Source organism: Ventrimonas sp. (genome assembly GCF_048380235.1).
In the GTDB taxonomy this organism is placed as follows: domain Bacteria; phylum Bacillota; class Clostridia; order Lachnospirales; family Lachnospiraceae; genus Brotaphodocola.
Map to the genome: position 1 here is coordinate 16872 of NZ_DBFCCJ010000075.1, position 22943 is coordinate 39814.

Below are 22943 nucleotides of genomic sequence, written 5' to 3' on the forward strand. Positions count from 1 at the left end.
ACGTTAATTTTCCTCATTAAATTTGAAGGTGTCCTTCAGACCACTCCACTTTTTGTCTTTCTCGGAGATGATCAGCTCTACGCCTTCCTCAAACGGCCAGTCAATGCCGATCTCCGGATCATTATAAGCCAGGCCGCCCTCATCGCCCGGATGATAGAAATCGGTACACTTATAGGCAAACTCAGCCTCATCAGACAGGACCAGAAAGCCATGGGCGAAGCCTTCCGGAATATAGAACTGTTTCTTATTCTCTGCAGTCAGCTCTACGCCGAACCATTTGCCGTAGGTTTTGGAGTCTGCGCGCAGGTCTACTGCCACATCAAATACCGCACCGCGGATGGCACGCACCAGCTTGCCCTGCGGATACTGCTTCTGGAAATGCAGGCCGCGCAGTACGCCCTTTACAGACATGGACTGGTTGTCCTGTACAAATACCATGTTCAGGCCAGCCTCTTTGAAATCATTCTGGTTGTAAGTCTCTACAAAGTAACCGCGCTCATCCTTGAATACGGTTGGCTCGATCACATAAAGTCCCTCTATGTCGCAGGATGTCACTTTGATCTTTCCCATTGTTTTCTTCCTCACTTTTCCTTCATATAAAATTTAAAGCCGGATGCACACGATGCTGAACAGGCGCACCAGGGCGTAACCGTTCAGACAGCACATCAGATACAATATACTACGGTTTTTATCCTTTGTCAAAACCACTGTCTGATTTTTCAGCGCCAATAAAAGCACTGGCAGAAATGGCAGGAAATACCGTCCCTGAACACCCAGGATCACCCGGGAGCTGACCGGTGTCCAGGCAATCAGCATAGACAGCATGGTAAGACCAGCGCAGGCCGCACATAAAAATCCGGTCCAGACTCTGTGACGCCCGCTCATGCGAAGCTGCTCTCCCGGGATTTTTAAAGCCAGGCCGGTCAGACACAGGGTAAACGTCCAGACCGCCAGGTACGGCACATCCAGCACCTGATCCAGATTGCCAAGCCAGCCTCCGATCATGGTGATATGCATGTCCTTGGCATTCCAGAGCAGTGTCTGGTAAAACATCCGCACCAGCAGCACAGGATCATGGATGAGAAGGCTCATGCTAAAGCCTGTCTCCCCGGCCCAGGCCACGTAGCTGTCAGCCTCCGTAGCGGCTGCGTAGGTGGCAATAACCTGGCTGTTTACCAGATACATGGCCATGCCCCAGGCTATTCCCACTGCAAAGGCACTGATAAACCAGTTTCGCACCTTGCCGAATTTCTGCATAGGGATCAAAAGGCACAGGCCCAGCATCGGTGCGTAGACCATTTTACAGGGACCTGCCACAGCAGCCAGGACTGCTAACAGCACAATATCCCACGCCCGGACCTGTGCTCTTTCATAGGCCAGATCCAGACAGACTGCCGTCAGCAAAAACATGCAGGACAGGATCATCACATCGTAAGAAAAGGATGCCGCCAGATGCAGGCTCATGGGAAGCACGGCTACACCGAAAAGCACTTCCTTTCCGAAAGGGATCCGCTTCATGGACCAATACAGCATGGCCACAAAGAAGAGCAGGTTGCAGAATCGTCCGAAATAAAGCAGGCTGACGGTGTTCAGGCCCAGAAGTCTTGCCAGGCTGATGCCGATGGCCTGAGGCACATAGGCAAGAGGCGTGGTGGTAACCGGCGGGTAGGTGGAGCTGACATAGGATCCCAGCGCCTCAATCTCTGCGGTGCGCTCCGGAGCGTACTGCCCGTTCAGGCCCAGGCTGTGAAGCAGCTCGTAGGTGGACTCCTCCAGCGTTTCGCCCAGCTTCGCTGCCTGTTCCCGGCTCTCAGCCGTCACCTGCAGATTGCCGTCCTCATCCGGCTCATACACAAAATCCCCGTTCAGGTCTTCTATCCAGGCATCCTGCGCCCGCAAGAGCACCCGGCCATACCGGTCCCGCTGGGGCTGCCCGGTCATCTGTGAAGAAAGCCGGTAAGCGCTGACATAGTGGCTGATCTCATCCGGCGCCGTAAGCGGCGGCAGAACAAAGAGATAAAGGATGCCAAGACCGCCCGTCATAAGCACTGCCAGCTTCGGCAGAGAGCAGGGGACAGCCTTTTCAAGCAGGAAATAGCCGCAGACCGTGGTCAGTACCAGAACCAGCACGATCAGCAGCAGATACCGCCCCATCTGCCAGGAGGCACCGGTCTCATGGATTCCGGCGCGCACATCCAGGCTGTGCCAGGCCGCAGCAGCCGCCAGGCACATGATCCCGGCAATCAGGCTAGTGCTTCTCTTCTTCATATTTTTTCTCCTCAAGCGCCATGGCCTGTACCAGTTCCTTGATCTTGCTTTCCAGCTGGGAGATATGGATGCTCATAAAGAACACCTTTAAAATCAGCACAAAGATCGCAAACAAAAATAAAAAGTTGGTTGTTGCGTAGATTCCCAGAAGACTGGCGCAGGCATCGGCCACCTTCGGAAATACGCTGTATACCACCAGCACCAGGGCCAGCACGATCCAGAAGATCGCGCTCTCGATCTGCATCCGGGACTGGCGTATCTTGCGCATGATCATGGCAAAGGTGCCAAGGGACACCAGGATCAGCGCAATTCGCAGGGTTATGGTCATCATGATTTTCTTCTCCATTTCTTTTCCCAGTAAAGCGGGCTCATGCTGCACCAGAGGATCATCTTCCTTGGGAGCTTCTCATACTGTTTTCCCAGCTTATAGCCGAGATATTTGCAGCCGCTGCTGACCACAAGCTCCGGGATCAGAAAGCCCCGGAAATGCGCCAGCAGATATTTTGCCGTCTGCTTCACCAGGCGGATGCCCTCGCCCTCGGATTTCAGCTCCGCAAAAATCTCCGGGTGCTCTGCCTGGGATACTGCCAGATCAAAGTTCCTGTGAAACTGCTGCATGGGTGTCAGGTTATGGGAATGAACCACCTTTGCCTCCGGCACATAGGCCACCGCGTAACCTGCATCCATGGCCGTTGCCGCGTAGATCATGTCTTCATTAAAAAGTGTGCTGTTCACAAAGCCCTCCAGCTTCCGGAAAATGTCCTTGCGGTACGCACAGCAGACATTGGAAGCAAAGTACGTCTTGATCCCCATGGTTTCCAGATTTTTTTTCGTCTTGACCATGGGCTTATCCGGGTAGTTAAAGGCGCGGGTATAACGCTCGATCGTGCGGCAGTCCTTTGCGGGAAGCTGCCTTGCGTAAGCCACCGCCACGGTCTCACCCTCCGGTCCCTTCTGTTCCAGCCCCCTCAGCAGGTTCTCGATCAGATGCTCATCCTGGGGGACTGCATCATCCGTCATGAATATCATGATATCCGATTCGGAATACCACGCCGCCAGATTACGTGTGCCGCCATGGTCAAACTCTTCCTTCGTCAGATGATGGACCTCCATACCGGGGATATTCCGGTATCCGTCCGCGTTCCAGTAAGATTTTTCTGTATTCATAATGATGATCCGGTTCGGTAGCACCGTCTGCTTCCTGAGCATCTGAAGCAGTCTCGCAAACCGCCGGTCCGGCTTGTACACCGGAATCAAAACATCAACTGTCATGACGCACCTCCCGTATTTCTTTTTGTATCTCAAACCAGGCACCGCCCACAAAGCCTGCTGCCATCACGATCATCAAAATGAGATAGGCAAACGCTGCGCCGAAGATTCCAAGCGCCACCGTAAGCCTCGGTGCCAGAATGGCCGCAAGCACAGTCAGTACTGCGTAAATGCCAAAAATCAGCTTCTGCCTGCGCAGGATCACCAATGCATAATAATATAAATTCAGCACTGCATAAAAGCCGCCGCCCAGCACGATCATGATAAATGCCGGCCACAGCGCCGTCAGCGTTCCGCTGTAGGATTTGCCAAGCAGCCACTCTAAAAGTGCCAGGACCGGTCTGCCAAGCACCACGGTTCCTCCCACCGCCAGCACCGTCAGGCCGCCGATCACCGCCATGATGGTAAGAAGCTTCTTTTTAAAATCAGAAAACCGGTGTTCATTCCAGCAGTCCGTCAGATACGTCAGAAACGGGCGGATGACAAAGCCCGCCGCCAGATTGATGACGGAGGTCGGCATGAAGATCACATTGAAATAGCCGCTGGCCGCATCGCCCAGATGGGCATCTATGGCATATTTTGCAGCGGAAAAAATATAAAAATCCAAAAACACCGATACAAACAAAAGAATAGACGATGCCGTTAAGGAAACGCCCTGCTTTGCGCTCCATCCGTAATCCACCCGCTTCAGTTCTCTTAAAACCACAATGTCAAACAGTACTACACCGGCAATCTGTCCTAGAACCGCTGCCGCGCAGGCGGCAAACAGTCCTGCCCCCGAAATCAGCGTGGCCAGAAATATCCCCACCGACAAAATCGTACGGAAGGTATTGGAGCGTCCGGTCAGGTACAGGCAACCCTGACGCTGGAATTCCGACTCATACACATCAGCAAAACCGTCGATCACCTTGTAGACGATCAGCAGGAAAATAATCTGCGCCTTCTGCCAGGAATAACCGATACACGCCAGATATCCGGCCCCGAGAAGCAGCGCCATGGCGCAGGTCACATACCGGTGATGCAGGTAATCCCCGAACCGGTACTGGTTTGTCCCATCCGTGATGTGGAACGGACGGATTCCAAAGTAGGCCAGAAGAAACATCTGCTGCCCTACGGTACTGAACCCGAAGGAAAAGATGCCTCCCTGCTCCTCCCCCGCAATGCGCAATACCAGAAAGGAAAGCACCATGCTGGCAAAGGCATAGAAGAAGCTTCCTGTCATATTCCAGATCATATTCTCTTTTTCCAGGCTCAGCCCTGTCTTCATGAGAAGGTGCGTCCAGTGTTTCATAGTGATTGTACTCCGTTACGTTTATATTCTCTGGCTGCTTCTGTCACGACGCATGGCTGAACTGTTCCTGAAATTCTGGATCAGAAGAATCGACAGAAGCATCCTCGCCATATACCGCACAGCCACCATCGGCTTTAAATAGCTCTCGCCACCGGCCCGCTCCGCGATGTGCACCGGAATCTCAGCCACCCTTGCTCCCTGCTTTAGCAGGTAAGACACGGTATCCGGCTCCGGTCCATAGTTCAAGTTCAGGGCAAATTCTTTGATCATCTCCCGATCGAACATCCGCATGCCGGAGGTCGGATCGTTGACTGTCACGCCCGTTGTCAGGCGGATGGCCATTTCAATCAGACGACTCCCCAGCATACGCATGGACCAGTCCTTCTTCGCATTCACAAACCGGCTTCCGATAACAATCTCATAGCCCTCTTTCATCTTTTCCATCATAGGCTCAATGAACTCCGGCCGATGCTGCCCGTCACCATCGAACTGGATGGCATATTCATATCCTTTATGGTAAGCATATTTCATTCCTGCCTGAAAGCAGCCTGCAAGGCCCAGATTCACCGGAAGATCCAGCAGGTTGAAACCGTTTTCCCGGCAAATGGCTGCTGTCCGGTCTCTGGAGCCGTCATTGACCACAATATAATCAAACTGCGGATACTTATCCTCCAGCTCCCGTACCACATTCTCGATATTCGCTTCCTCATTATAGGCGGGAATCACGATCAGCACCTTGTTCATTTCGACTTTTCTCCACATTTCAGTATGATATCGCAGATCTCGTCCACTGTTTCCAGGGAAAGATCCGGGTATAACGGCAGTGTCAGCACCTCAGATGCGATCCGCTTTGCCACCGGTGTGTCATCCGAAGAGAACTGTTCCCGGTAACATGCGTAATCGTTGATGCACGGATAGAAATACTTGCGAGCAAAGATGTTGTACTCCTTCAGCGCCGCAAAGATCTCGTCCCGGTCTGCGCCGTAGCCCTCAAATACCACCGGCATGTAAGCATAATTGTAACGCACACCAGCCTTTTCTTTGCAGAGACGGATGCCTTCCACGCCGCCCAGGCGCTCTCGGTAACGCTCTGTCAGAACTTTTCTCTTAGCAATGTCCGCGTCCACATGGCGCAGGTTGCAGAGGCCCATAGCCGCCTGGAACTCATTCATCTTTCCGTTGGCACCCACATACTCCACCTGCTCATAACCGGTAATGCCGAAGTTTTTGAGCTGATACAGCAGATCCTTTAATTCCGGGTCATGAAATGCCACCGCGCCGCCCTCGATGCTGTGAAATACCTTAGTGGCATGGAAGCTGAACATGGAGGCATCGCCAAACTCACCGATACCAACGCCATCAAGCTCCTCACCAAAGGTGTGGGCTGCGTCATAAATGACCTTTAAGCCATGACGGTCCGCAATCTCCTGAATGCGCTTTACATCGCAGGGATTTCCATATACATGGACTGGAACAATTGCGGAGGTCTTCTCCGTGATGAGGCTTTCCAGTTTGTCCACGTCGATGGTATAGTCTTCCTCATTGATATCACAGAATACCGGAGTCAGGCCGTTTCGCACGATAGCGTGGGTGGTGGAGGCAAAGCTGAAGGGAGTCGTGATAACCTCACCGGTCAGCTTCATGGCCTGCAGCGTCAGCTCCAGCGCCATATGGCCGTTGACAAACAGCTCCAGATTCGGCGTTTTTAAGTATGCTTTCAGTTTTTCCTTTAAGGTTTCATGGTATTCGCCCATGTTGGTCAGCCAGGCGCTGTCCCAGATGGGCTTTAACATTTCCACATATTCTTCCAGAGGCGGCAGTGATGAACGGGTCACCATAACCGGCTCTTCATGTCGTTTTATCATCTGTCATTCTCTCCCTTCGCCTGACTTGTGGCATTGCACGGGCTGTCCGTCTGCCCTGCGCCAGCTGCTTTATCCTGGCTGTTCATGGAATACTCTGCGTACCGTCTTGCAATGTACTGCTCGCCGGTCACGGACAGCTCATCCAGTTTTTCTCCGGTAAAGCAGCGTATATGGGCATCTGCCATATCGTAGCCTGCAGCGCCGGAAAATGCCACACCGCCCGCAAACCGCGGATTGCATTCCAGGAAATAATACTCGTTCTTTTCCTGATCTGCCTCGATAAATTCCATATTTACACAGCCCCGGATACCCACCGCTTCCGCAATGTCCCGGCATTGCTGCTCCAGCAGTCCGTTTCGGAATACGCAGACTGAGGTTCCCGCACCGTTTAAGGTGCGCAGAAGCTCCCGCCTCGGCAGGCAGGATATCTGTCCGGTTTCCGGATTTCTCACCACATCCACAGTGATAACATGTCCGTCGATCTTCGGCTGCACCAGATACTGCTGTTTCTGCTCCTCGCTACAGGTATGCAGCAGGAATTCCAGATCCTCTCTGGATTCCAGGATCCGGAGGCCCTGGCTGCTCCGTCCGTCAAAGGGCTTGGCCACCAGCGGATAGGAACATGATATGGTTTCAAGCTCTGCCAGGCGCACACCCGGAATGGTCCGGCAGAGTTTCCGCTCCCGCAGGAACACTTCCATCTTCTCCTTATTCCGGCAAAGGCTGACAGCAGAAGCATCGGAAAGCCAGACCTCTGCGTCCAGCATTTTGAAATCCTCCGCCAGTTCTGTCCTCCACTGCTGGATCACGTCAATTTCCACATCAGTCAGCGGCATCAGCACGCTGGCCTGTTCTTTTTTACAAAGCTCTTTCAGAAAATTCCGATACTGTTCCCGGCCGGTGGCGTAGGGTGCCCTGTAAAACACATCCACATCCCGGGAGTTTACCACCCATTCAGCCGGGTATATATCGCAGCCCACAACCCGCATACCTGCCTTGTGGCAGGCAGAAATCACGTTCTGGGCAGAAAACGACCCGATAGCCGTAACGATCACTGTTTTTTTCATAACCTCATTCTCCATCATTTTTTCAGCCTCTCCTTTACCATGCCTGCCAGAAAGCAGAAGCTTTCCAGGCGGAAGGCTGCCGCCAGCACAATGTATACAAAGGCCCCGCAAACAATCTGCAGTACAAGCTTCAGCCATACCGACATAGACGGAAGCCACGTGCCAAAGACCATGACAGCTCCGCACATCACAACAGATAATGCAGCCGGAGGGGCCACATCCATCCACTGGTGGGCAATGTCATAGCCAAGCAGCTTTTTGTTCGGCGCCGCATTGACAAAGGTGCACACGAAATCCTGAAATGCCTTGATGCACACCATGATAAACACATTGAACTGCATGCCGATGACCAGGGCCAGAATACTCAAAGCCTTCTTCACCAGCTCCAGCTTTAAAAAGATATCGCTGCGTCCCACTGCGTTGATGGCCTGCAGATTCGTGATATGAATCGGCCAGAAGCAGTAGGAAACACACATGATCCGCAAAAATGGTACACAGATCAGCCATTTTTCTCCCAGAAGGGCAAGCACCAGCGTATCCGCCACCGCAAACAGTCCCATGAGCATCGGGATCACCGCAAAGGAACTTAAGCGGATGGCCCGGCGCACCATATCCCGCACCTTATCCCTGTCATCCTGACAGGCAGAAAAAGCCGGAAGCAGCACCGCCTGAATGGCCGCCCCCAGGTTGGTGGCGATCAGCTTCGGAAACTGCTCTCCGCGGTTATAGCTGCCCAACAACTCTTCATTATATATCTTTCCGATCAAAAGTCCATACAGATTATTAAATACCGTATCTAACAGGGAAGCGCAGAGAAGCTTCCATCCAAAGGCAAACATGGTCCGGATCCGGTCAAAGCCGAAGCACAGGCCCGGCTTCCAGGAAACCGTGAGAAACAGCACGATCATCAGGCTGATGTAGTAGCTGATCTGCTGCCATACCATAGCCCACACGCCGAACCCCCGGTACGCCATGAAAATACTGATGACGCCGGAAACAGCCGAAGCCGCCAGGGTGGAAAAAAACAGCCCGCGAAACTCCATGTTCCTGGACACATAGGCCGTCTGCACTGAGATGACTGCCCCCGGAAACAGCACGATACCCAGTACCCGCACAATGGGCTTTAATACCGGGATTGCGTAAAACTCCGCGATAGCCGGCGCCGCCAGATACAGCAACGCATAAAATACCACCGATGCCGCAAGTTCAAAATAGCAGACCGATGAGAAATCCACCTCGTCAGCCTGCTTTTTCTGCACCAGAGCCGTGGAAAAACCGCTCTGGACAAATACATTTGCAATGGTGATAAAGATCATGATGATCCCCACCACACCGTACTCCGCCGGAGTTAACAGCCTGGCTAAAAGGATCGCGATCACAAACTGGATGCCCTGGGCTCCTCCGTTTTCGAGAAGCTTCCAGAACAGTCCGCTTGCCACTTTATTTTTCATTCCTGTTTCGTTACTCATAATGATCTCTTTCGATTTTATTTCTGGTGAAACTGCTTCTGCAGCCACCCATACAGTTTTGGTGCCGAAGTCTCAAACCGGATAAAAAACCTTGTCCTTGCATTCAGTTCCCGGTAAAATTCCCGGTTTTCCTTATTTAATACAGTTTCATAATGTTTGGTGTTCACCCGGGTCAGGAACAGAAGCCGCCGGATGGCATGCTCCACCGTGTTGTGGAACCGGCCTCCGCTGAAAGCATCAAAGCCATGATACATTGCCGTCATGGCCTCCGCATAATCCTGCTGCTTTTTCTCGTAATCCCCCTGCTTCATGAGAGTAGTCCAGGAAGCCGCACCGCCCAGGCGGTACACACACATGGGTTCATCCATGTACCAGGCCCAGCCGCGGTTTGCAGAAAGCAGCTGCAGCGGAATATCCGCGATGGGTGCGTTGTTATAAAATTCCGGCAGCTCCGCTACCATTTCCCGGTAAAACATCAGGGATGCCGTGGGATATCCGGAGGTCTTGTCAATGATCTCCTCCGGAGAGATCATGCGGCTGCCCTTATAGGGACGCATGGCATGCTCCGTCAGTGCCTTTCCCTGCACCTCGATCTTTGCGCTGTGGAAACAAAGAGAACAGCCCGGATTCGCTTCCAGGTAATCCACCTGTTTCTGAAGCTTGTGCATATCGGTCCAGTAGTCGTCCCCTTCACACATGGCAATATACTTTCCTCTGGCCCGCGGAAAATTGAAGGTTCCGCTGACGTTGGTCAGTCCCTTTGAGTACTGGTTTTCCGTTTGCAGGATTGGGAATATCCGGTCCGGATACCGTTCTGCGTACTCACGGATGATCTCTGCCGTTCCATCTGAGGACGCATCATCGTGGATCAGGACCTCATAGGCAAAATCTGTCTGCTGGTTCACAAAGCCCTCCAGCGCGTCCCGGATATAGGAGACCTGATTGTATGTGATACAGCAGACACTGACCATAATGCCGGAGCCTTTGCACTCTGCTTCAAAACCAGGTTCCCTCCTTTTATTTTCCATATCCTTTTTTTCTTCGTGCACCATCATGATCCTGTTTTTTCCTTTTCTTCCCAACTCTGTGACAATTCCCTTACATTTTTATTGCTAATCCCTTTTATTTTACATGATTGCCAATAAATTGTAAATCAGATATGGTCTTTTCACCCTATTTATGATAGATTAACAATGAATGGTATATTTATTATTTTCAGGAGGTTTTTTAACCATGCGTAAACATACAAAAGCAGGATTCGCACTGCTGATGGCTGGCATAATGATGGCCGGATCTGTTACCAGCGCCCTTGCGGCAACAGATGCCACCGCAGCAACCAGCGGCGTCATTGACACTACCAAAAAGACCGAGGTGACCGGTCCGGGAGCTGTCGGTCCGGGAAGCACTGCAGCTTCCACAGAAACCACTTCTGACGGCCACACATTCTCCACGGAAGCTCCCGGTTCCACCACCACGGAAACTTCAGGCGCATCCCAGGCAGAGAACGTGCAGACCACCGCACCGGAATCCGCCCCGGCTTCCGAAGCTTCCCAGGACGTTACGAGCGGCCAGGACAATGCCCTGACCGAGGATCAGGCAAACCAGCTGGAATCTGAGCAGGCTGCCGCTGAGGCTGAAGCAGAAGCCAGCCACACCGGCCCCCTTTCCGTTCCTCTGCGTCAGCCGCGCCTGCAGACTACGGTTCTCTTAAATGACAGCCATAACTGGTCCGGCGCCTTTGTCAACGACCAGCAGATCACAACCGACGGCGTGCCGTTTTCTTCCATTTCCACCTTTCTGGAAAATATTTTCGGAAACGTGCTGTACCGCGCTTATAACTCCTCCACCGGCTGGACCGGCTGGGCATTAAACGGTCAGCAGACGTTCTTTGACGGCAATGCCTGGCATCCGGTTGAGGCCATCCAGTACCGCTTCGCAGGCCCGGTGAATGACCAGTATGACATTTACTATTCTGCCCTGTTAAGCGACGGCACCCAGACCGGATGGGGTAAAAACGGCGAGACCGTAGGTACCATGAACACCGGACTTTACCTGACCGGTTTCCGTCTTGCTTATTTCGCCAAAAATACCGCCAGCGGCCTTGATACCTCCAACACCTTAAAATCTGCCCATGCAGATGGCATCCAGTATGTAGACGGCCAGATGCGCTATATCCACGGCAACGGCGACAGCTACACCGGCTGGGGCTGGCTTGGCAGTGACCGCTACTACTTTAAGGACTCCGTTCCGGTAACCGGCTGGCAGTACATCGACGGCCTGAAATACTACTTCGGAGAAGACGGCAAGATGTGGAGCGATGTCGAATCCCTGCTTGGCAGCGATGGTCCGTATCTCATCAAGATCAACAAGGAAATGAACTGCATGACCATTTACGCGCAGGATGGCGGAAACGGCTACATCATCCCGGTAAAATCCTTCTTGACCTCCGTTGGTGATGATACCCCGGTCGGCACCTTCAAGACTCCGGAAAAATACCGTTGGAGACTGATGATCCATGATGTATACACCCAGTATGCAACCCGTCTCGGTGCAGGACTTCCGATTCTGATCCACTCCATCATCTACGACGCCGCAAACCCGATGACTGTATGGGCAAGCACCTACAACAACATGGGTATCGCCCGTTCCGCAGGCTGCATCCGACTGGTGAGCGGTGACGCAAAATGGGTTTATGACCACTGTGCACTGGGAACTACCGTACAGGTTTACAATTCTTCCGTTGCAGGCCCGTTTGAGCGTCCGACCATTGCAGCAGAGATTCCGTTTGAGCAGACCTGGGATCCGAGTGACCCGAACGTAACCCAGGATATGATCAATGCAGAAACCGCACGGATCCTGGCAAAATTCCAGAATCAGTAAATTTCCTGTAAAAGCACAAAAAAATCCCCCGTGAGCTGCCTGGCAGTTCACGGGGGATTTTTCTGTATCACGTATTCTTAATTTACAGCAGCTTGTCCACTTCTGCCATCAATGCTTTTCCAAGTGCCTCAGACTTCGCGTCTGCGTCCTCTAAGGAAGTTCCCTTAATTCCATAGTAGAACTTGATCTTCGGCTCAGTGCCGGACGGACGGATGCAAAGCCATGCGTTGTCGTTCATGTCGTAATAGAGCACATTGGAGGACGGCAGGCCGGTCGGGGTTACCTCACCGGTAGCCATGTCGCGGATAGTATCGTTCTTGTAGTCTCTTGCGGAAAGTACCTTATACTCGCCGAAACCTTCCGGAGTGTTGTTACGGAAATGCTCCATGATGGACTGGATCTTTGCCAGACCCTCAATGCCGGACAGTCCGATGGACTTGACTGCATCCTTGTAGTAGCCGTATTTTTCATACATTGCTACCATTGCATCCCACAGGGTCATGTTTTTGGTCTTGTAGTATGCTGCAGCCTCGCACAGGGCAACGGTTGCGGAAACCGCGTCTTTATCGCGGGCATAGGTGCCGATCAGGCAGCCGTAGCTCTCTTCCATACCGAACATATAATGACCAACACCGGTGCGCTCCTCTTTTAAGATCTGCTGGCCAATCCACTTAAATCCGGTCAGGCACTCTACCAGCTTGCAGTTGTAGGAAGCTGCCACTGCATCGATCAGGTTGGTGCTGACGATGGATTTCACCACTTCGCCGTCTGCCGGGATTGCATTCTTTGCTGCCTTCTGGCTCAGGACATACTCACACAGCAGGGAACCGGACATGTTACCGGTCAGGGAAATGTACTTGCCGGATCTGGTATCTTTTACATAAACGCCAAGACGGTCTGCATCCGGGTCGGTTGCCAGAACCAGGTCTGCGTTCTTCTCCTCAGCCAGCTTTAAGCCGAGGGCAAACGCCTCTGCTGCCTCCGGGTTCGGATAGCTTACGGTCGGGAAATCGCCATCCGGAAGCTCCTGCTCCGGTACCACATATACATTCTCAAAGCCGATTTCCTTCAGCACTCTGCGTACCGGGATGTTACCGGTTCCATGGAGCGGGGTGTAAACGATGGTGATGTCTTTCTGCATCTTGTCGATGGCATCCTGGTTTACAACCTGTGCTTTTACATGAGCAATATATTTGTCATCAATTTCTTTGCCGATCACTTCATAAAGACCGGCCGCCATAGCATCCTCTGCGCTCATGGTCTTCACGGTGGACAGATCCTCAATGGCCAGAACCTCTTCCGTTACACCCTTGTCATGCGGCGGAGTAAACTGAGCGCCGTCCTCCCAGTATACCTTATAGCCGTTATACTCCGGCGGGTTGTGGCTTGCGGTTACGTTAATGCCGGCAATGCAGCCTAACTCGCGCACTGCAAAGGAGAGCTCCGGAGTCGGACGCAGGGACTCAAACTTATAAGCCTTGATACCGTTTGCTGCCAGGGTGCGTGCTGCCTCATCAGCGAACTCCGGAGACATGTGTCTGGAATCGTAGGCGATAGCAACGCCCTTCTTACTGCCGCCCTGCCTGATGATGTAGTTTGCGAGACCCTGGGTCGCGCGGCGTACCACATAGATGTTCATGCGGTTAATACCGGCGCCGATAATACCGCGCAGTCCTGCGGTACCGAACTCCAGATCCATATAAAAACGTTCTTTAATCTCGTTTTCATCATGCTCAATCGCCTTCAGCTCTGCCTTGGTATCCTCATCGAAATACGGATTGGACAGCCATTCCCGGTAAATCTTCATGTAGTCTTTCATAAAAACACATTCCTCCTGTGCTCCCTCATATTTAAAACTGTTTTAATTATACCGCAATGAGGAAAAAAAAGGAAGATGAACCTGTCTGTGGTACTTATTTTATTCTCGACAGAAATCTCCTTCTTGCCTCCCTTTGCGACTCCAGCGTCTTTAATTTTTCCATATTTTTCTCCGGGATCCAGGCCTTGTTTGCATTGTAATAATAGTTTAACTGCTTCCAGTATTTCTCCGGGTATAAAAACAGAAAATACAGGCAGCGCCGGTCATTACGGCTCATGGGAAGCATGGCATCATAAGCATCCAGCATAGAGCATCCCAGATATTCATCCCAGCCATGCTTCTCCATGACCTTCCGCATAAACCGGTACAGATCGCTCACCTGATGTCCCAGATGCATCTGGCTGAATTCAATGAACACTGCCTCCTGATCTCCCGGTAAAATATGATGCTGATCTAAATCCCCGTGACACAAAAAGAGCCGGTTTCCCGCCTGATTCTGATCCAGCGGCTCCAGCCCCTTTTCTGCCTCCAGAGCCTGGGCGTAATACGCGTCAAAGCTCTGCATGACCTGTAACTCAAATTCTGTTTTTCTGCGTTTTCCCCGGATAAAATTTCTCACCCGCCTCATCTCCCGGCTGTGGCGCGCCATCTCCTCCGATAAAACCGGTGCAACCGTAGATCCTAAGTTCCATTCCTCCTGCCAGGGAATTTCCTGCAGTCCCCGGTGAAGCTGCGCGATCTGTCTGGCACAAAAAAGGATCTCGCGCCGGTCCCTGAGGCTGCATTCACGCTCCAAAAACCAGCGCTTCAGAATGTATTTTACTCCATCCGGCCCTGCTGTCACCAGACCATCTTCCAGATTTCTCACATAACGGTCTGTCCTGCAGAGCCCCTGCTGTTCCAGCTGTCCCAGCACCGCGTCCTCAAATTCAAGGCGCTTTACTGTTCCCCGGTACTCTTTTAAAAGCCGGGGCCCGTCCGGGTACTCACAGATCCATGCACCCCGTCCGCGCCGGACACCTGTCACCTCTCCCTCGTACTGCTTTAAGACCTCCAGATAGCTGTCATTCACGCTCACCCCTCCACTTCATGCGCGGCGGTCCGGCGCCGCAACTGTTACTCTCCAACCTATGAAAAGATTTCAGGGATTATACATTTCTGCCATAAATTTCCTATCTGTGCATATCTGCAAGAAGCTTCAGCAACGTCTCCTTCTCATTATCCTGCGGCACCTCAAGCACATGCTCCAACAGCTCATGCAGCATGGTCCCCATCTCTTTGCCTGGCTTCACCCCGGCGGCAATGAGATCCTGGCCCTTTACGGCAAGCTCTTTTAAGCTTAAGCAATCGCCGCGTCTGCGGATCAGGGCAACCAGAGCACGAATTTCCGTTCCATAGCCATTTAACTCCATCAGGCTGTCCCAGACCTCCGGCTCCATGCAGCTCATCATACGGCGTACCTCAGCTTCATCGGCCGCAGGGGTTACATCTGCCCAGGTCACCAGGGTCTTTACCCTGGACACCGTTTCATTGTCCAGCTTTAAATCCCGAAGTACCCGCACTGCGTTTTCCGGACTGTTTCCGCAGCGAAGAAAGGCTGCCCAGCGCACATATTTTTCTTTCGGCAGCGCTGCAGATACCCGGGCATTCTGCCAGTCCAGCGCGGCAAAGGCCGGTGACACATAAGTACTGATGCCGGTCTCATAGACTTCGCGGATCTTTCCCGGATGCTCAGAGCAGAGAAGCTTGGTAAGCTCCATCTGGATGCGCTCCTTGCTCACCTTTGCCAGATTCGGCGCGATCACGGAAATTGCTTCAAAGGTTTCTTTTTCAATCTCAAAATCAAGCTGCGCGGAAAAACGGATAGCACGTAAAATGCGCAGTGCATCCTCCGTAAAGCGCTCCATGGCATTACCCACACAGCGGATACGGCGAGCTTTTAAATCTGCCACACCGTCAAAGGCATCCACAATCCCGGTCGCATGGCTGTAGGCCATGGCATTGATGGTGAAATCCCTGCGGCGCAGGTCTTCCAGAAGATCTGAAGTAAATTCCACCTGCTTCGGATGACGTCCATCCTCATACTCGCCGTCAATGCGATATGTCGTCACCTCATAACCGGTGCGATCCATCATGATAGTTACTGTGCCGTGCTGGATGCCGGTGTCGATGGTTCGGCGAAACAGTGCCTTTACCTGTTCCGGCCTTGCGGAAGTAGTAATATCCCAGTCGCCGGGTTTGCGTCCAAGCAGGGTGTCACGCACGCAGCCGCCTACCGCAAAGGCCTCGTAGCCGTGACTGTTTAAGGTATGAATGATCTGCTCCACATGGGCAGGAATCTGCATGCTGTTCATATCGTAAATTCTCTCTTTCCTGTTTGTTCCAACATTTCAGAATCATTATAAAGGTCATCCTAAAAAAAAACAAGAATGACTTCCGGATTTACAAACTGCGCTACAAATTATATAATAGAGCCATTGCAGCAGCTGCGCCTCCCTGCGCAGCTGCCAAAACATGATTCAGAAAGGATTTTTACCATTGATTACAAAGCTCATTGAAACCGTTTATGCCTTTTTATGGGGTGATCTGTTTACCCTTCCGGTCATGGGAAGCTCTGTGGGCATCTCCCTGATGCTTCTGCTGCTCATCCCGGCCGGAGTCTACTTTACCATCCGTACCCGGCTGCTTCCGGTTCGCCTGTTCTCTGACATGATGAAAGCCCTGAAAGAGAAAAAAGAAACGCCGGACAGTCTGTCCTCATTTCAGACGCTCATCATCTCCACTGCCACCCGTGTTGGCATGGGAAATCTGGTAGGCGTCGTAGCTGCAGTTTCCCTGGGTGGTGCCGGTGCCGTATTCTGGATGTGGGTGACTGCCCTTCTCGGTGCTTCTACTGCCTTTGTAGAAGCTGCCCTGGCTCAAAAATACAAAGAACCGGACCCTCTTTACGGCGGCTATCACGGAGGACCGGCTTACTACATTCACCATTTTGTCGAAGCAAAAACCGGAAAAACCCTCAGACATTCCCTGACTGCCTCCCTGTTTGCCATCTCCGGCCTGATCTGCTGGTGCGGCATCAGCCAGGTAATCAGCAATTCCGTAAGCTCTGCTTTTGCCAACGCATTCCGGATTCCGCCCATCGTCACCACGATCCTTCTGGTATTACTGGCTGCAGTCATTGTGCTTCGGAAAAACGCAACCATAAAAGTTCTAGATATTATGGTTCCGATCATGGCGGTTGGTTTTTTCCTGCTTACATTGTTCATCATCCTGGTCAATCTGCCAAAGCTTCCGTCCGTATTCAGCCGTATCTTTTCAGAGGCCTTCGGCATGCGTCAGGCGGTATCCGGCGGTTTCGGAGCTGTTCTTATGAACGGGGTCAAGCGCGGCCTGTTTTCCAATGAAGCCGGTTCCGGCTCCGCTCCCTGCGCGGCTGCCGCCGCCCAGAGCAAAGATCCGGTCCGTACCGGTCTGACCCAGTCGCTTGGTGTTCTGATTGACACCATTGTAATCTGCAGCTGTACTGCCATGATCATGCTGCTGGTTCCGGAAGAGCTGACAAGCGGCCTTACCGGCATGGATCTCTTGCAGACTGCCATGCAGTACCACCTGGGATATGCCGGTGTCATTTTTATTGCAGTGACCCTGGCTTTGTTCAGCTTCTCCACCTTCATCGGCATTCTCTTCTACGCCCGTTCCAATGTGGCATACCTCTTTGGAAACCGCTGGTGTTACCAGACTGCCTACAAGGTGCTGGCTCTTATCATGCTGTTTATCGGTGGTCTTGAACAGTACACGGTTGTCTGGGATCTGGGCGATGTCGGGATCGGACTGATGACGCTGTTTAATATTGCGGTGCTGTATCCGATGTCAAAGGAAGCACTGGAACTATTAAAGCAGTACGAAGAAAACAAAAATCTGTAAGTATGAAAACAAAGGCTCTGTACTCCCTTTCGGAAAGCACAGAGCCTTTTTTGTTTACAACACACCTACAATCCTCAGAGAACACCAGACCAGAAGCAGTGCCATAATTCCATTCATAATTCTGTAATGCTGACCATATAATGTTTTCAGCACATTTCCCGCAAAAGCCCAGAGCAGGTTTCCAAATGCTCCCAGAATCATCAGATAAACAGCAAAGATAAAAAGTACAGGCACTTTGCTTTCATAGGGTAAAATGTATGCAGAAAACATGGTTAGTCCATAGATAATGATCTTGACATTGATCATCTGAAGGAAAAATCCAAGTTTCCAGGTAGGCATCTTCTCCTGGACCTGGTCCGACGGAGGAAGCCTGCGCCAGGTCTGCCAGGCCAGATACAGGATATAAGCGGCGCCCAGATATTTCATGACTGGCTGAATTCCGGGAATAATACTTCCAAGCGTACTGCAAAACAAGCCTGAAAGACACATCAACGTCAGGGAACCGCTCCAGATTCCGGCCATAAAACGCAGATTTCCGCACACGCCATATTTACTGGCATTGGAAAGCAGCAGGATGTTATTGGGGCCCGGCGACCATACGGTAAGAATGGCCGAAAGGGTCATTTCTATAAAAACAGATAGAGACATGGCATCGCTCCTTTAAAATTTTTCTCTGGCAATCCACTCCCGCAGTCCTGCCGCTACGCGCCTTACCAGTCCATGGTCTTTTCCTCCTGCATTCACACCGATTACCACCGGGTTCTTCTGCACAATGGCCGGGAACTGGAAATCGCACTGAGTCTGATCTCCGGCGTGATTGACCGGGATATGCCGCTCATGGCAGAGATGTACAATGTGGTCGTTCACCGCCCGATCACTGGTGGCAGCGATAACAAGGAAAGGCTGTGCCAGTTCTTCCAGATCCTGCGCCCCAAATACATGCTGTCTCCAGACGATTCTACCAGCCTGCGCAAGCTCCTGCACTCCGCTTCCTGCCTCCGGCGCTACCACCATCACCTTTGCGCCAAATTCCGTAAGCACCGTGGCGCGTCGGGCCGCAATGGCTCCGGCGCCCACGATCAGTACCTTTTTATCCTTCAAGTCTATAAACAAGGGAAAGTTCAAAGCATTTCCTCCACATCTGCCCGGATCACTGACGCAATACCTTCCGCCGTGTACTCTACGGCATCCGCATAGACCGGCAGACCAAGCTTCTCCATGGCCTTTGTGGTGGACGGACCTATGGAAATGAGCTTTGCAGTCAGCTTCTTCCGCTGTTCCGGCTCCAGCATCGCCGCCAGCGCCTGGGCAGCAGAGCTGCTGGCCACCGACACATAATCTACTTCACTGATCACACGGTTTAACTCTTCCTGGCGGCGCAGATCTGTCCAGGTCTCATAAAGTCCAATATCATCATAGGAAATTCCGGCCGCTGCCAGCGCCTCCGTCAATACCCGCGATCCGTTTTCCGCACGGAATAATGCCACCTTCTCATCTGGTTTCAAAGTTGGGATCCACTCCGCCGCCAAATCTTCCCCAGAAAACTGCTCCGGCACAAAATCACTCCGGAAGCCATGCCGTAGCAGAATCTCTGCTGTTTTCCGCCCAATTACGGCAAACTTCACCTGCATCAGCCGACGTAGATCGATGCCCTGTTCCCGGAGTAAGGCGAAGAACAGCTCCACACCGTTTCCGCTGGTAAATACGATCCACTGGTAATTGCCAAGCTGCCTTAGCGTCTCAGCAATCCGTTCATTCCAAAGCGGACGTACCTCTATCAGACTTAAAGCCACCATCTCTGCTCCCAGCGGCTGGAAAGCTTCCTCCATCTCCCGTGCAAAAGCCCTGGTGCCCGTAACCATAATCCGTCTTCCGGACAGTACACCCCGCCCAAACCAGGACAGGGTATCCTTTAATTCCACCACCGGACCAATCACGGAAATGGCCGGGGTTCTGAGTCCTGCTTTCTCTGCCGCCTCCGCGATATGCGCCAGATCCGCCCTTACACTTCTCTGCGCCGCAGTCGTTCCCCGCTCCAGCACCGCCGCCGGAGTCTTCGGATCCTTTCCGTTTGCAATAAGGTTGTCTGCAATCTTGTCCAGGTTTTTCAGTCCCATTAGAAAGACCAGCGTTCCCTCTTCCTTTGCAAGGGTCTGGTAATCCAGCGCGGAACTTGTCTTATTGCCATCCTCATGACCGGTGATCACATGGAAAGAGGAGGCCATTCCCCGGTGGGTCACCGGAATTCCGGCATAGGCCGGAACACTGTAGGAGGAAGAAACTCCAGGCACAATCTCAAAGGGGATATCCATTTTCGACAATTCCAGCGCTTCCTCTCCGCCGCGCCCGAAAATAAACGGATCGCCGCCTTTTAAGCGCACCACTGAGTATCCTTCCAGGGCTTTCTTCACCAGAAGGGCTGAGATTTCCTCCTGCTTCATATGGTGGCTTCCGGAGCGCTTCCCCGCGTAGATCAGCTCCGCATCCAGCCGGGCTTCATTCAGAATTGAACCGGAGATCAGGTTATCGTAGACGATCACGTCCGCCCGGCGCACACAGTCCAGTCCTTTCTCTGTAAAGAGTCCTGTGTCTCCCGGACCCGCGCCCACCAGATAGACCGGTTTGCAGCGCACCAGAACTGCCAGGTCGCGGGCCAGCTTCTTCGCACCTGTAAGCAGTGTCATTCGCACAGATTCCGTACTTTCTGCACAGGCTGCTCCTGTAGCCGCAGTCTGCGCCTGCTCCCATTTCCGCTGCTGTTCCGGCAAATCCTTCAAGCTGCCATCCAGTAGCACCGCTTCACTCCGGTACTCCGGATGCACACCGTCCCTTGCATACATCACATGCATGGAAAGCTTGTTTTCTGCCTCATCCAGCCTGCAGTGTGCTCCGCACGGTGCGTTGCAGCCTCCGCCAAGAATAGTCAGAAATTCCCGCTCCGCAGTCAGTTCCGCCTCAGTTTCCACAGAATGAATTGCCCGCATGATCTCGGTCAGCTCGCCCTGACGGATTTCCACTGCCAGAATGCCCTGACCGGCCGCCGGAACAAACTGCTGCATCGGCAGATGTTCAAAATACAGGGGATCTGCAGCTTCTGTCTGCGTTTCCGCCATGCACAGCTTCCCGGACCGCTCCGAACCTGCCCCGGAAGCCAGATTTTCTCCACCAATCCCCAGCCGGTTCAGCCCTGCCGCAGCCAGCAGAATTCCATCATACTGTCCACTCTTCAATTTTTCGAGCCGTGTCTGCACATTTCCGCGAAGAAGCTTTACCTTCACCTGTGGATTCATCTGCCGGATCTGGATCTGGCGGCGCAGAGAACTGGTCCCGATCACACTGCCCGGTATCATGTCCCTGACCGGCGTCCCGTCTGTTGTCACCATCACATCCGACGCATCTTCGCGGGAGAGAACCGCCCCCACTGTCAGACCCTTCGGAAATTCCATCGGCATATCTTTTGCACTGTGAACAGCCAGATCAATCTCGCCCTTTAAAAGCGCGTCCTCCAGTTCCTTGGTAAATACACCCTTTCCGCCAAAGCTGGTCAGGGAACGGTCCAGAATTTTATCGCCCTTTGTGCTCATGGGCACGATTTCGATCTCTAAAAATGGAAAATGTGCCAGAATCACTTCCCGCACAATTTCCGTCTGAACCATTGCCAGCCGGCTCTTTCTTGTTCCGATCCGCAATGTGTTGTTATTCATTTATACTTCCTCACTCAATAATCCTAGCTTCTCCATGGCATACCAGATGCCATCCTGCTCTACGTTTTTTGTCAGGAAACTGGCATAGGGCTCCAGCTCCGGGCTGTGTTTTCCCATGAGTACCGCATTCGGCACATGCTCGAACATGGCAATATCATTGGTACTGTCTCCGAAGACATAGGCATCCTCCAGAGTCAGTCCGTAGGTTTCCAACACCACATCAATGGCTGTAGCTTTGGTAAATCCTTCCGGAACGCACTCGTAAAAGCCCTCCCCCCGGTCGATCACCGCGATATCCAGATCCAGATTCCGGAACAGTCTGGTGCGGTCGCTCTGATCATCTGTCAGAATGCAGAACTTGTTGATTTCGCCGCATACTGATTCCGGCTCCAGCCATTCAATGGTATTTCCGAAATTTTTCCGCAGCTGCTGGCCAAAGGGCATACGCCCGGACTGGCTGCAGTAGTAGCACACCCCCGGACCCTCCAGGAAAATATCTGCGTCGCAGTCTACCGCAAGGCGGGCGATCCGCTGCACCTGCTGCACCGGCATCAGCCGGTTTAACAGGGTTTTTCCCTCAGATTCCACATAGGTGCCGCAGCCGCAGAGCCAGCCGTCCACCTCCGCAATATGGCGGACCTGTCCAATCTCCCCGTACGAGCGCCCGGTGTTGATAAATACCAGATGCCCCAGGGAGCGAGCCAGGGAAAGAGCCTTCTTTGCGCTTTCCGGGACCGTTTTTGTCACCTCGCTGAGCAGCGTACCGTCAATGTCGAAAAACAGGGCTTTTCTTTTACTCACGCCTCATCTCCACGGAAGACGATGGTTCCGGTCTTCTCATCCATGCTCTCTACAATTGCCAGAGATTCCAGACGGATTCCCTTCGAACGAATGATGTCTCCGCCTACCTGGAAGCCTTTCTCGATCACGATGCCTGCGCCCACCAGCTCTGCTCCGGATTCCTCAACCACAGCTGCCAGCCCCTCCAGAGCCTTTCCGTTTGCCAGGAAATCATCGATCAGAAGAACCTTATCACCCTTTCCAAGGAACTCTTTGGAGACGATGATGTCATAAACACGTCCATGAGTATAGGACTCTACCTTGCTGGTATAAACATCGCCCGCAATATTTTTGGTCTGGGTTTTCTTTGCAAATACAACCGGCACATGGAACTGCTGTGCCACGACACAGGCAATGCCGATCCCGGATGCCTCGATCGTGAGGATCTTGTTGATCTCGCAGTCTGCGAATCTGCGTTTGAACTCCTTACCGATCTCCACAAAAAGATCGGTGTCCATCTGGTGGTTCAAAAAACTATCTACCTTTAATACGTTTCCTGCTTTGATCTTTCCGTCCTTCCGAATTCTGTCCTTTAAGAGCTGCATCT

The 22943-nt window shown here is 52.5% G+C and carries 20 protein-coding genes; 2 read left to right on the plus strand and 18 right to left on the minus strand.

Features of this window, described 5'->3' with window-relative positions:
* Nucleotides 1-3 precede the first annotated feature (3 nt).
* From rfbC to ACMP1L_RS11565, 10 genes are read right to left on the minus strand one after another with little or no spacing between them, the layout of a single operon-like run.
* Nucleotides 4-570, minus strand: coding sequence for a dTDP-4-dehydrorhamnose 3,5-epimerase (gene rfbC / locus ACMP1L_RS11520; RefSeq protein ID WP_118732569.1), 567 nt, complete (start codon nucleotides 568-570; stop codon nucleotides 4-6).
* A 33-nt stretch (nucleotides 571-603) separates the two neighbouring features.
* Nucleotides 604-2268: a DUF2142 domain-containing protein gene (locus ACMP1L_RS11525; RefSeq protein WP_243025639.1), complete on the minus strand. Its 1665-nt coding sequence runs from the start codon at nucleotides 2266-2268 to the stop codon at nucleotides 604-606.
* Entirely contained in the window at nucleotides 2249-2599 is a 351-nt protein-coding gene (locus tag ACMP1L_RS11530; RefSeq protein WP_118732570.1) for a DUF2304 domain-containing protein, read from the minus strand. The genes ACMP1L_RS11525 and ACMP1L_RS11530 overlap by 20 nt, the downstream gene beginning before the upstream one ends.
* Nucleotides 2596-3540, minus strand: coding sequence for a glycosyltransferase family 2 protein (locus tag ACMP1L_RS11535; protein WP_177303341.1), 945 nt, complete (start codon nucleotides 3538-3540; stop codon nucleotides 2596-2598). Before ACMP1L_RS11535 ends, ACMP1L_RS11530 begins: the two co-directional genes overlap by 4 nt.
* Entirely contained in the window at nucleotides 3530-4828 is a 1299-nt protein-coding gene (locus ACMP1L_RS11540) for a lipopolysaccharide biosynthesis protein (RefSeq protein ID WP_418453094.1), read from the minus strand. Before ACMP1L_RS11540 ends, ACMP1L_RS11535 begins: the two co-directional genes overlap by 11 nt.
* Before the next feature lie 21 nt (nucleotides 4829-4849).
* Nucleotides 4850-5572 (minus strand): glycosyltransferase family 2 protein, encoded by a 723-nt coding sequence (locus ACMP1L_RS11545; RefSeq protein ID WP_118732573.1) that lies wholly within the window; start codon nucleotides 5570-5572, stop codon nucleotides 4850-4852.
* Complete coding sequence (locus ACMP1L_RS11550) at nucleotides 5569-6693, minus strand: DegT/DnrJ/EryC1/StrS family aminotransferase (RefSeq protein ID WP_118732574.1); 1125 nt, start codon at nucleotides 6691-6693, stop codon at nucleotides 5569-5571. The genes ACMP1L_RS11545 and ACMP1L_RS11550 overlap by 4 nt, the downstream gene beginning before the upstream one ends.
* Nucleotides 6690-7778, minus strand: coding sequence for an ATP-grasp domain-containing protein (locus tag ACMP1L_RS11555; protein ID WP_418453095.1), 1089 nt, complete (start codon nucleotides 7776-7778; stop codon nucleotides 6690-6692). The genes ACMP1L_RS11550 and ACMP1L_RS11555 overlap by 4 nt, the downstream gene beginning before the upstream one ends.
* Entirely contained in the window at nucleotides 7775-9229 is a 1455-nt protein-coding gene (locus ACMP1L_RS11560) for a lipopolysaccharide biosynthesis protein (protein WP_418453096.1), read from the minus strand. The genes ACMP1L_RS11555 and ACMP1L_RS11560 overlap by 4 nt, the downstream gene beginning before the upstream one ends.
* Before the next feature lie 17 nt (nucleotides 9230-9246).
* The gene (locus tag ACMP1L_RS11565; protein WP_118732663.1) at nucleotides 9247-10257 is read right to left on the minus strand and encodes a glycosyltransferase family 2 protein; all 1011 of its coding nucleotides are present in this window, start codon (nucleotides 10255-10257) and stop codon (nucleotides 9247-9249) included.
* A 205-nt stretch (nucleotides 10258-10462) separates the two neighbouring features.
* Between ACMP1L_RS11565 and ACMP1L_RS11570 the strand changes: the two genes are divergently transcribed.
* Nucleotides 10463-12109: a L,D-transpeptidase family protein gene (locus ACMP1L_RS11570; protein ID WP_418453097.1), complete on the plus strand. Its 1647-nt coding sequence runs from the start codon at nucleotides 10463-10465 to the stop codon at nucleotides 12107-12109.
* An 82-nt stretch (nucleotides 12110-12191) separates the two neighbouring features.
* Here the strand turns inward: ACMP1L_RS11570 and ACMP1L_RS11575 are convergent, their stop codons facing one another.
* From ACMP1L_RS11575 to ACMP1L_RS11585, 3 genes are all read right to left on the minus strand, one after another.
* A complete protein-coding gene (locus ACMP1L_RS11575) occupies nucleotides 12192-13928 on the minus strand; it encodes a phospho-sugar mutase (protein ID WP_418453098.1) in 1737 nt (578 codons plus the stop codon).
* A 94-nt stretch (nucleotides 13929-14022) separates the two neighbouring features.
* Nucleotides 14023-15000, minus strand: coding sequence for a spore coat protein CotS (locus ACMP1L_RS11580; protein ID WP_418453099.1), 978 nt, complete (start codon nucleotides 14998-15000; stop codon nucleotides 14023-14025).
* A 100-nt stretch (nucleotides 15001-15100) separates the two neighbouring features.
* Nucleotides 15101-16282, minus strand: a complete 1182-nt coding sequence (locus tag ACMP1L_RS11585; protein WP_418453100.1) for a CCA tRNA nucleotidyltransferase — start codon at nucleotides 16280-16282, stop codon at nucleotides 15101-15103.
* 160 nt (nucleotides 16283-16442) lie between these two features.
* Between ACMP1L_RS11585 and ACMP1L_RS11590 the strand changes: the two genes are divergently transcribed.
* On the plus strand, nucleotides 16443-17852 hold the full coding sequence (locus ACMP1L_RS11590) for an alanine/glycine:cation symporter family protein (RefSeq protein ID WP_418453101.1): 1410 nt from the start codon (nucleotides 16443-16445) through the stop codon (nucleotides 17850-17852).
* Between the two features lie 54 nt (nucleotides 17853-17906).
* Here the strand turns inward: ACMP1L_RS11590 and ACMP1L_RS11595 are convergent, their stop codons facing one another.
* Genes ACMP1L_RS11595 through ACMP1L_RS11615 form a run of 5 tightly spaced genes read right to left on the minus strand, consistent with a single transcriptional unit; the run spans nucleotide 17907 to nucleotide 22941 of the window.
* Entirely contained in the window at nucleotides 17907-18500 is a 594-nt protein-coding gene (locus ACMP1L_RS11595; RefSeq protein WP_177303333.1) for a LysE family transporter, read from the minus strand.
* Between the two features lie 12 nt (nucleotides 18501-18512).
* The gene (locus tag ACMP1L_RS11600; protein ID WP_418453102.1) at nucleotides 18513-18977 is read right to left on the minus strand and encodes a precorrin-2 dehydrogenase/sirohydrochlorin ferrochelatase family protein; all 465 of its coding nucleotides are present in this window, start codon (nucleotides 18975-18977) and stop codon (nucleotides 18513-18515) included.
* Nucleotides 18974-21556, minus strand: a complete 2583-nt coding sequence (hemC, locus tag ACMP1L_RS11605; protein ID WP_418453103.1) for a hydroxymethylbilane synthase — start codon at nucleotides 21554-21556, stop codon at nucleotides 18974-18976. Before hemC ends, ACMP1L_RS11600 begins: the two co-directional genes overlap by 4 nt.
* Nucleotides 21557-22357, minus strand: coding sequence for an HAD hydrolase family protein (locus ACMP1L_RS11610; protein ID WP_418453104.1), 801 nt, complete (start codon nucleotides 22355-22357; stop codon nucleotides 21557-21559).
* Nucleotides 22354-22941 carry a xanthine phosphoribosyltransferase gene (locus ACMP1L_RS11615; RefSeq protein ID WP_373242359.1) on the minus strand — a complete coding sequence of 196 codons (588 nt, stop codon included), beginning with the start codon at nucleotides 22939-22941 and terminating at the stop codon, nucleotides 22354-22356. The genes ACMP1L_RS11610 and ACMP1L_RS11615 overlap by 4 nt, the downstream gene beginning before the upstream one ends.
* Between the last annotated feature and the right edge of the window lie 2 nt (nucleotides 22942-22943).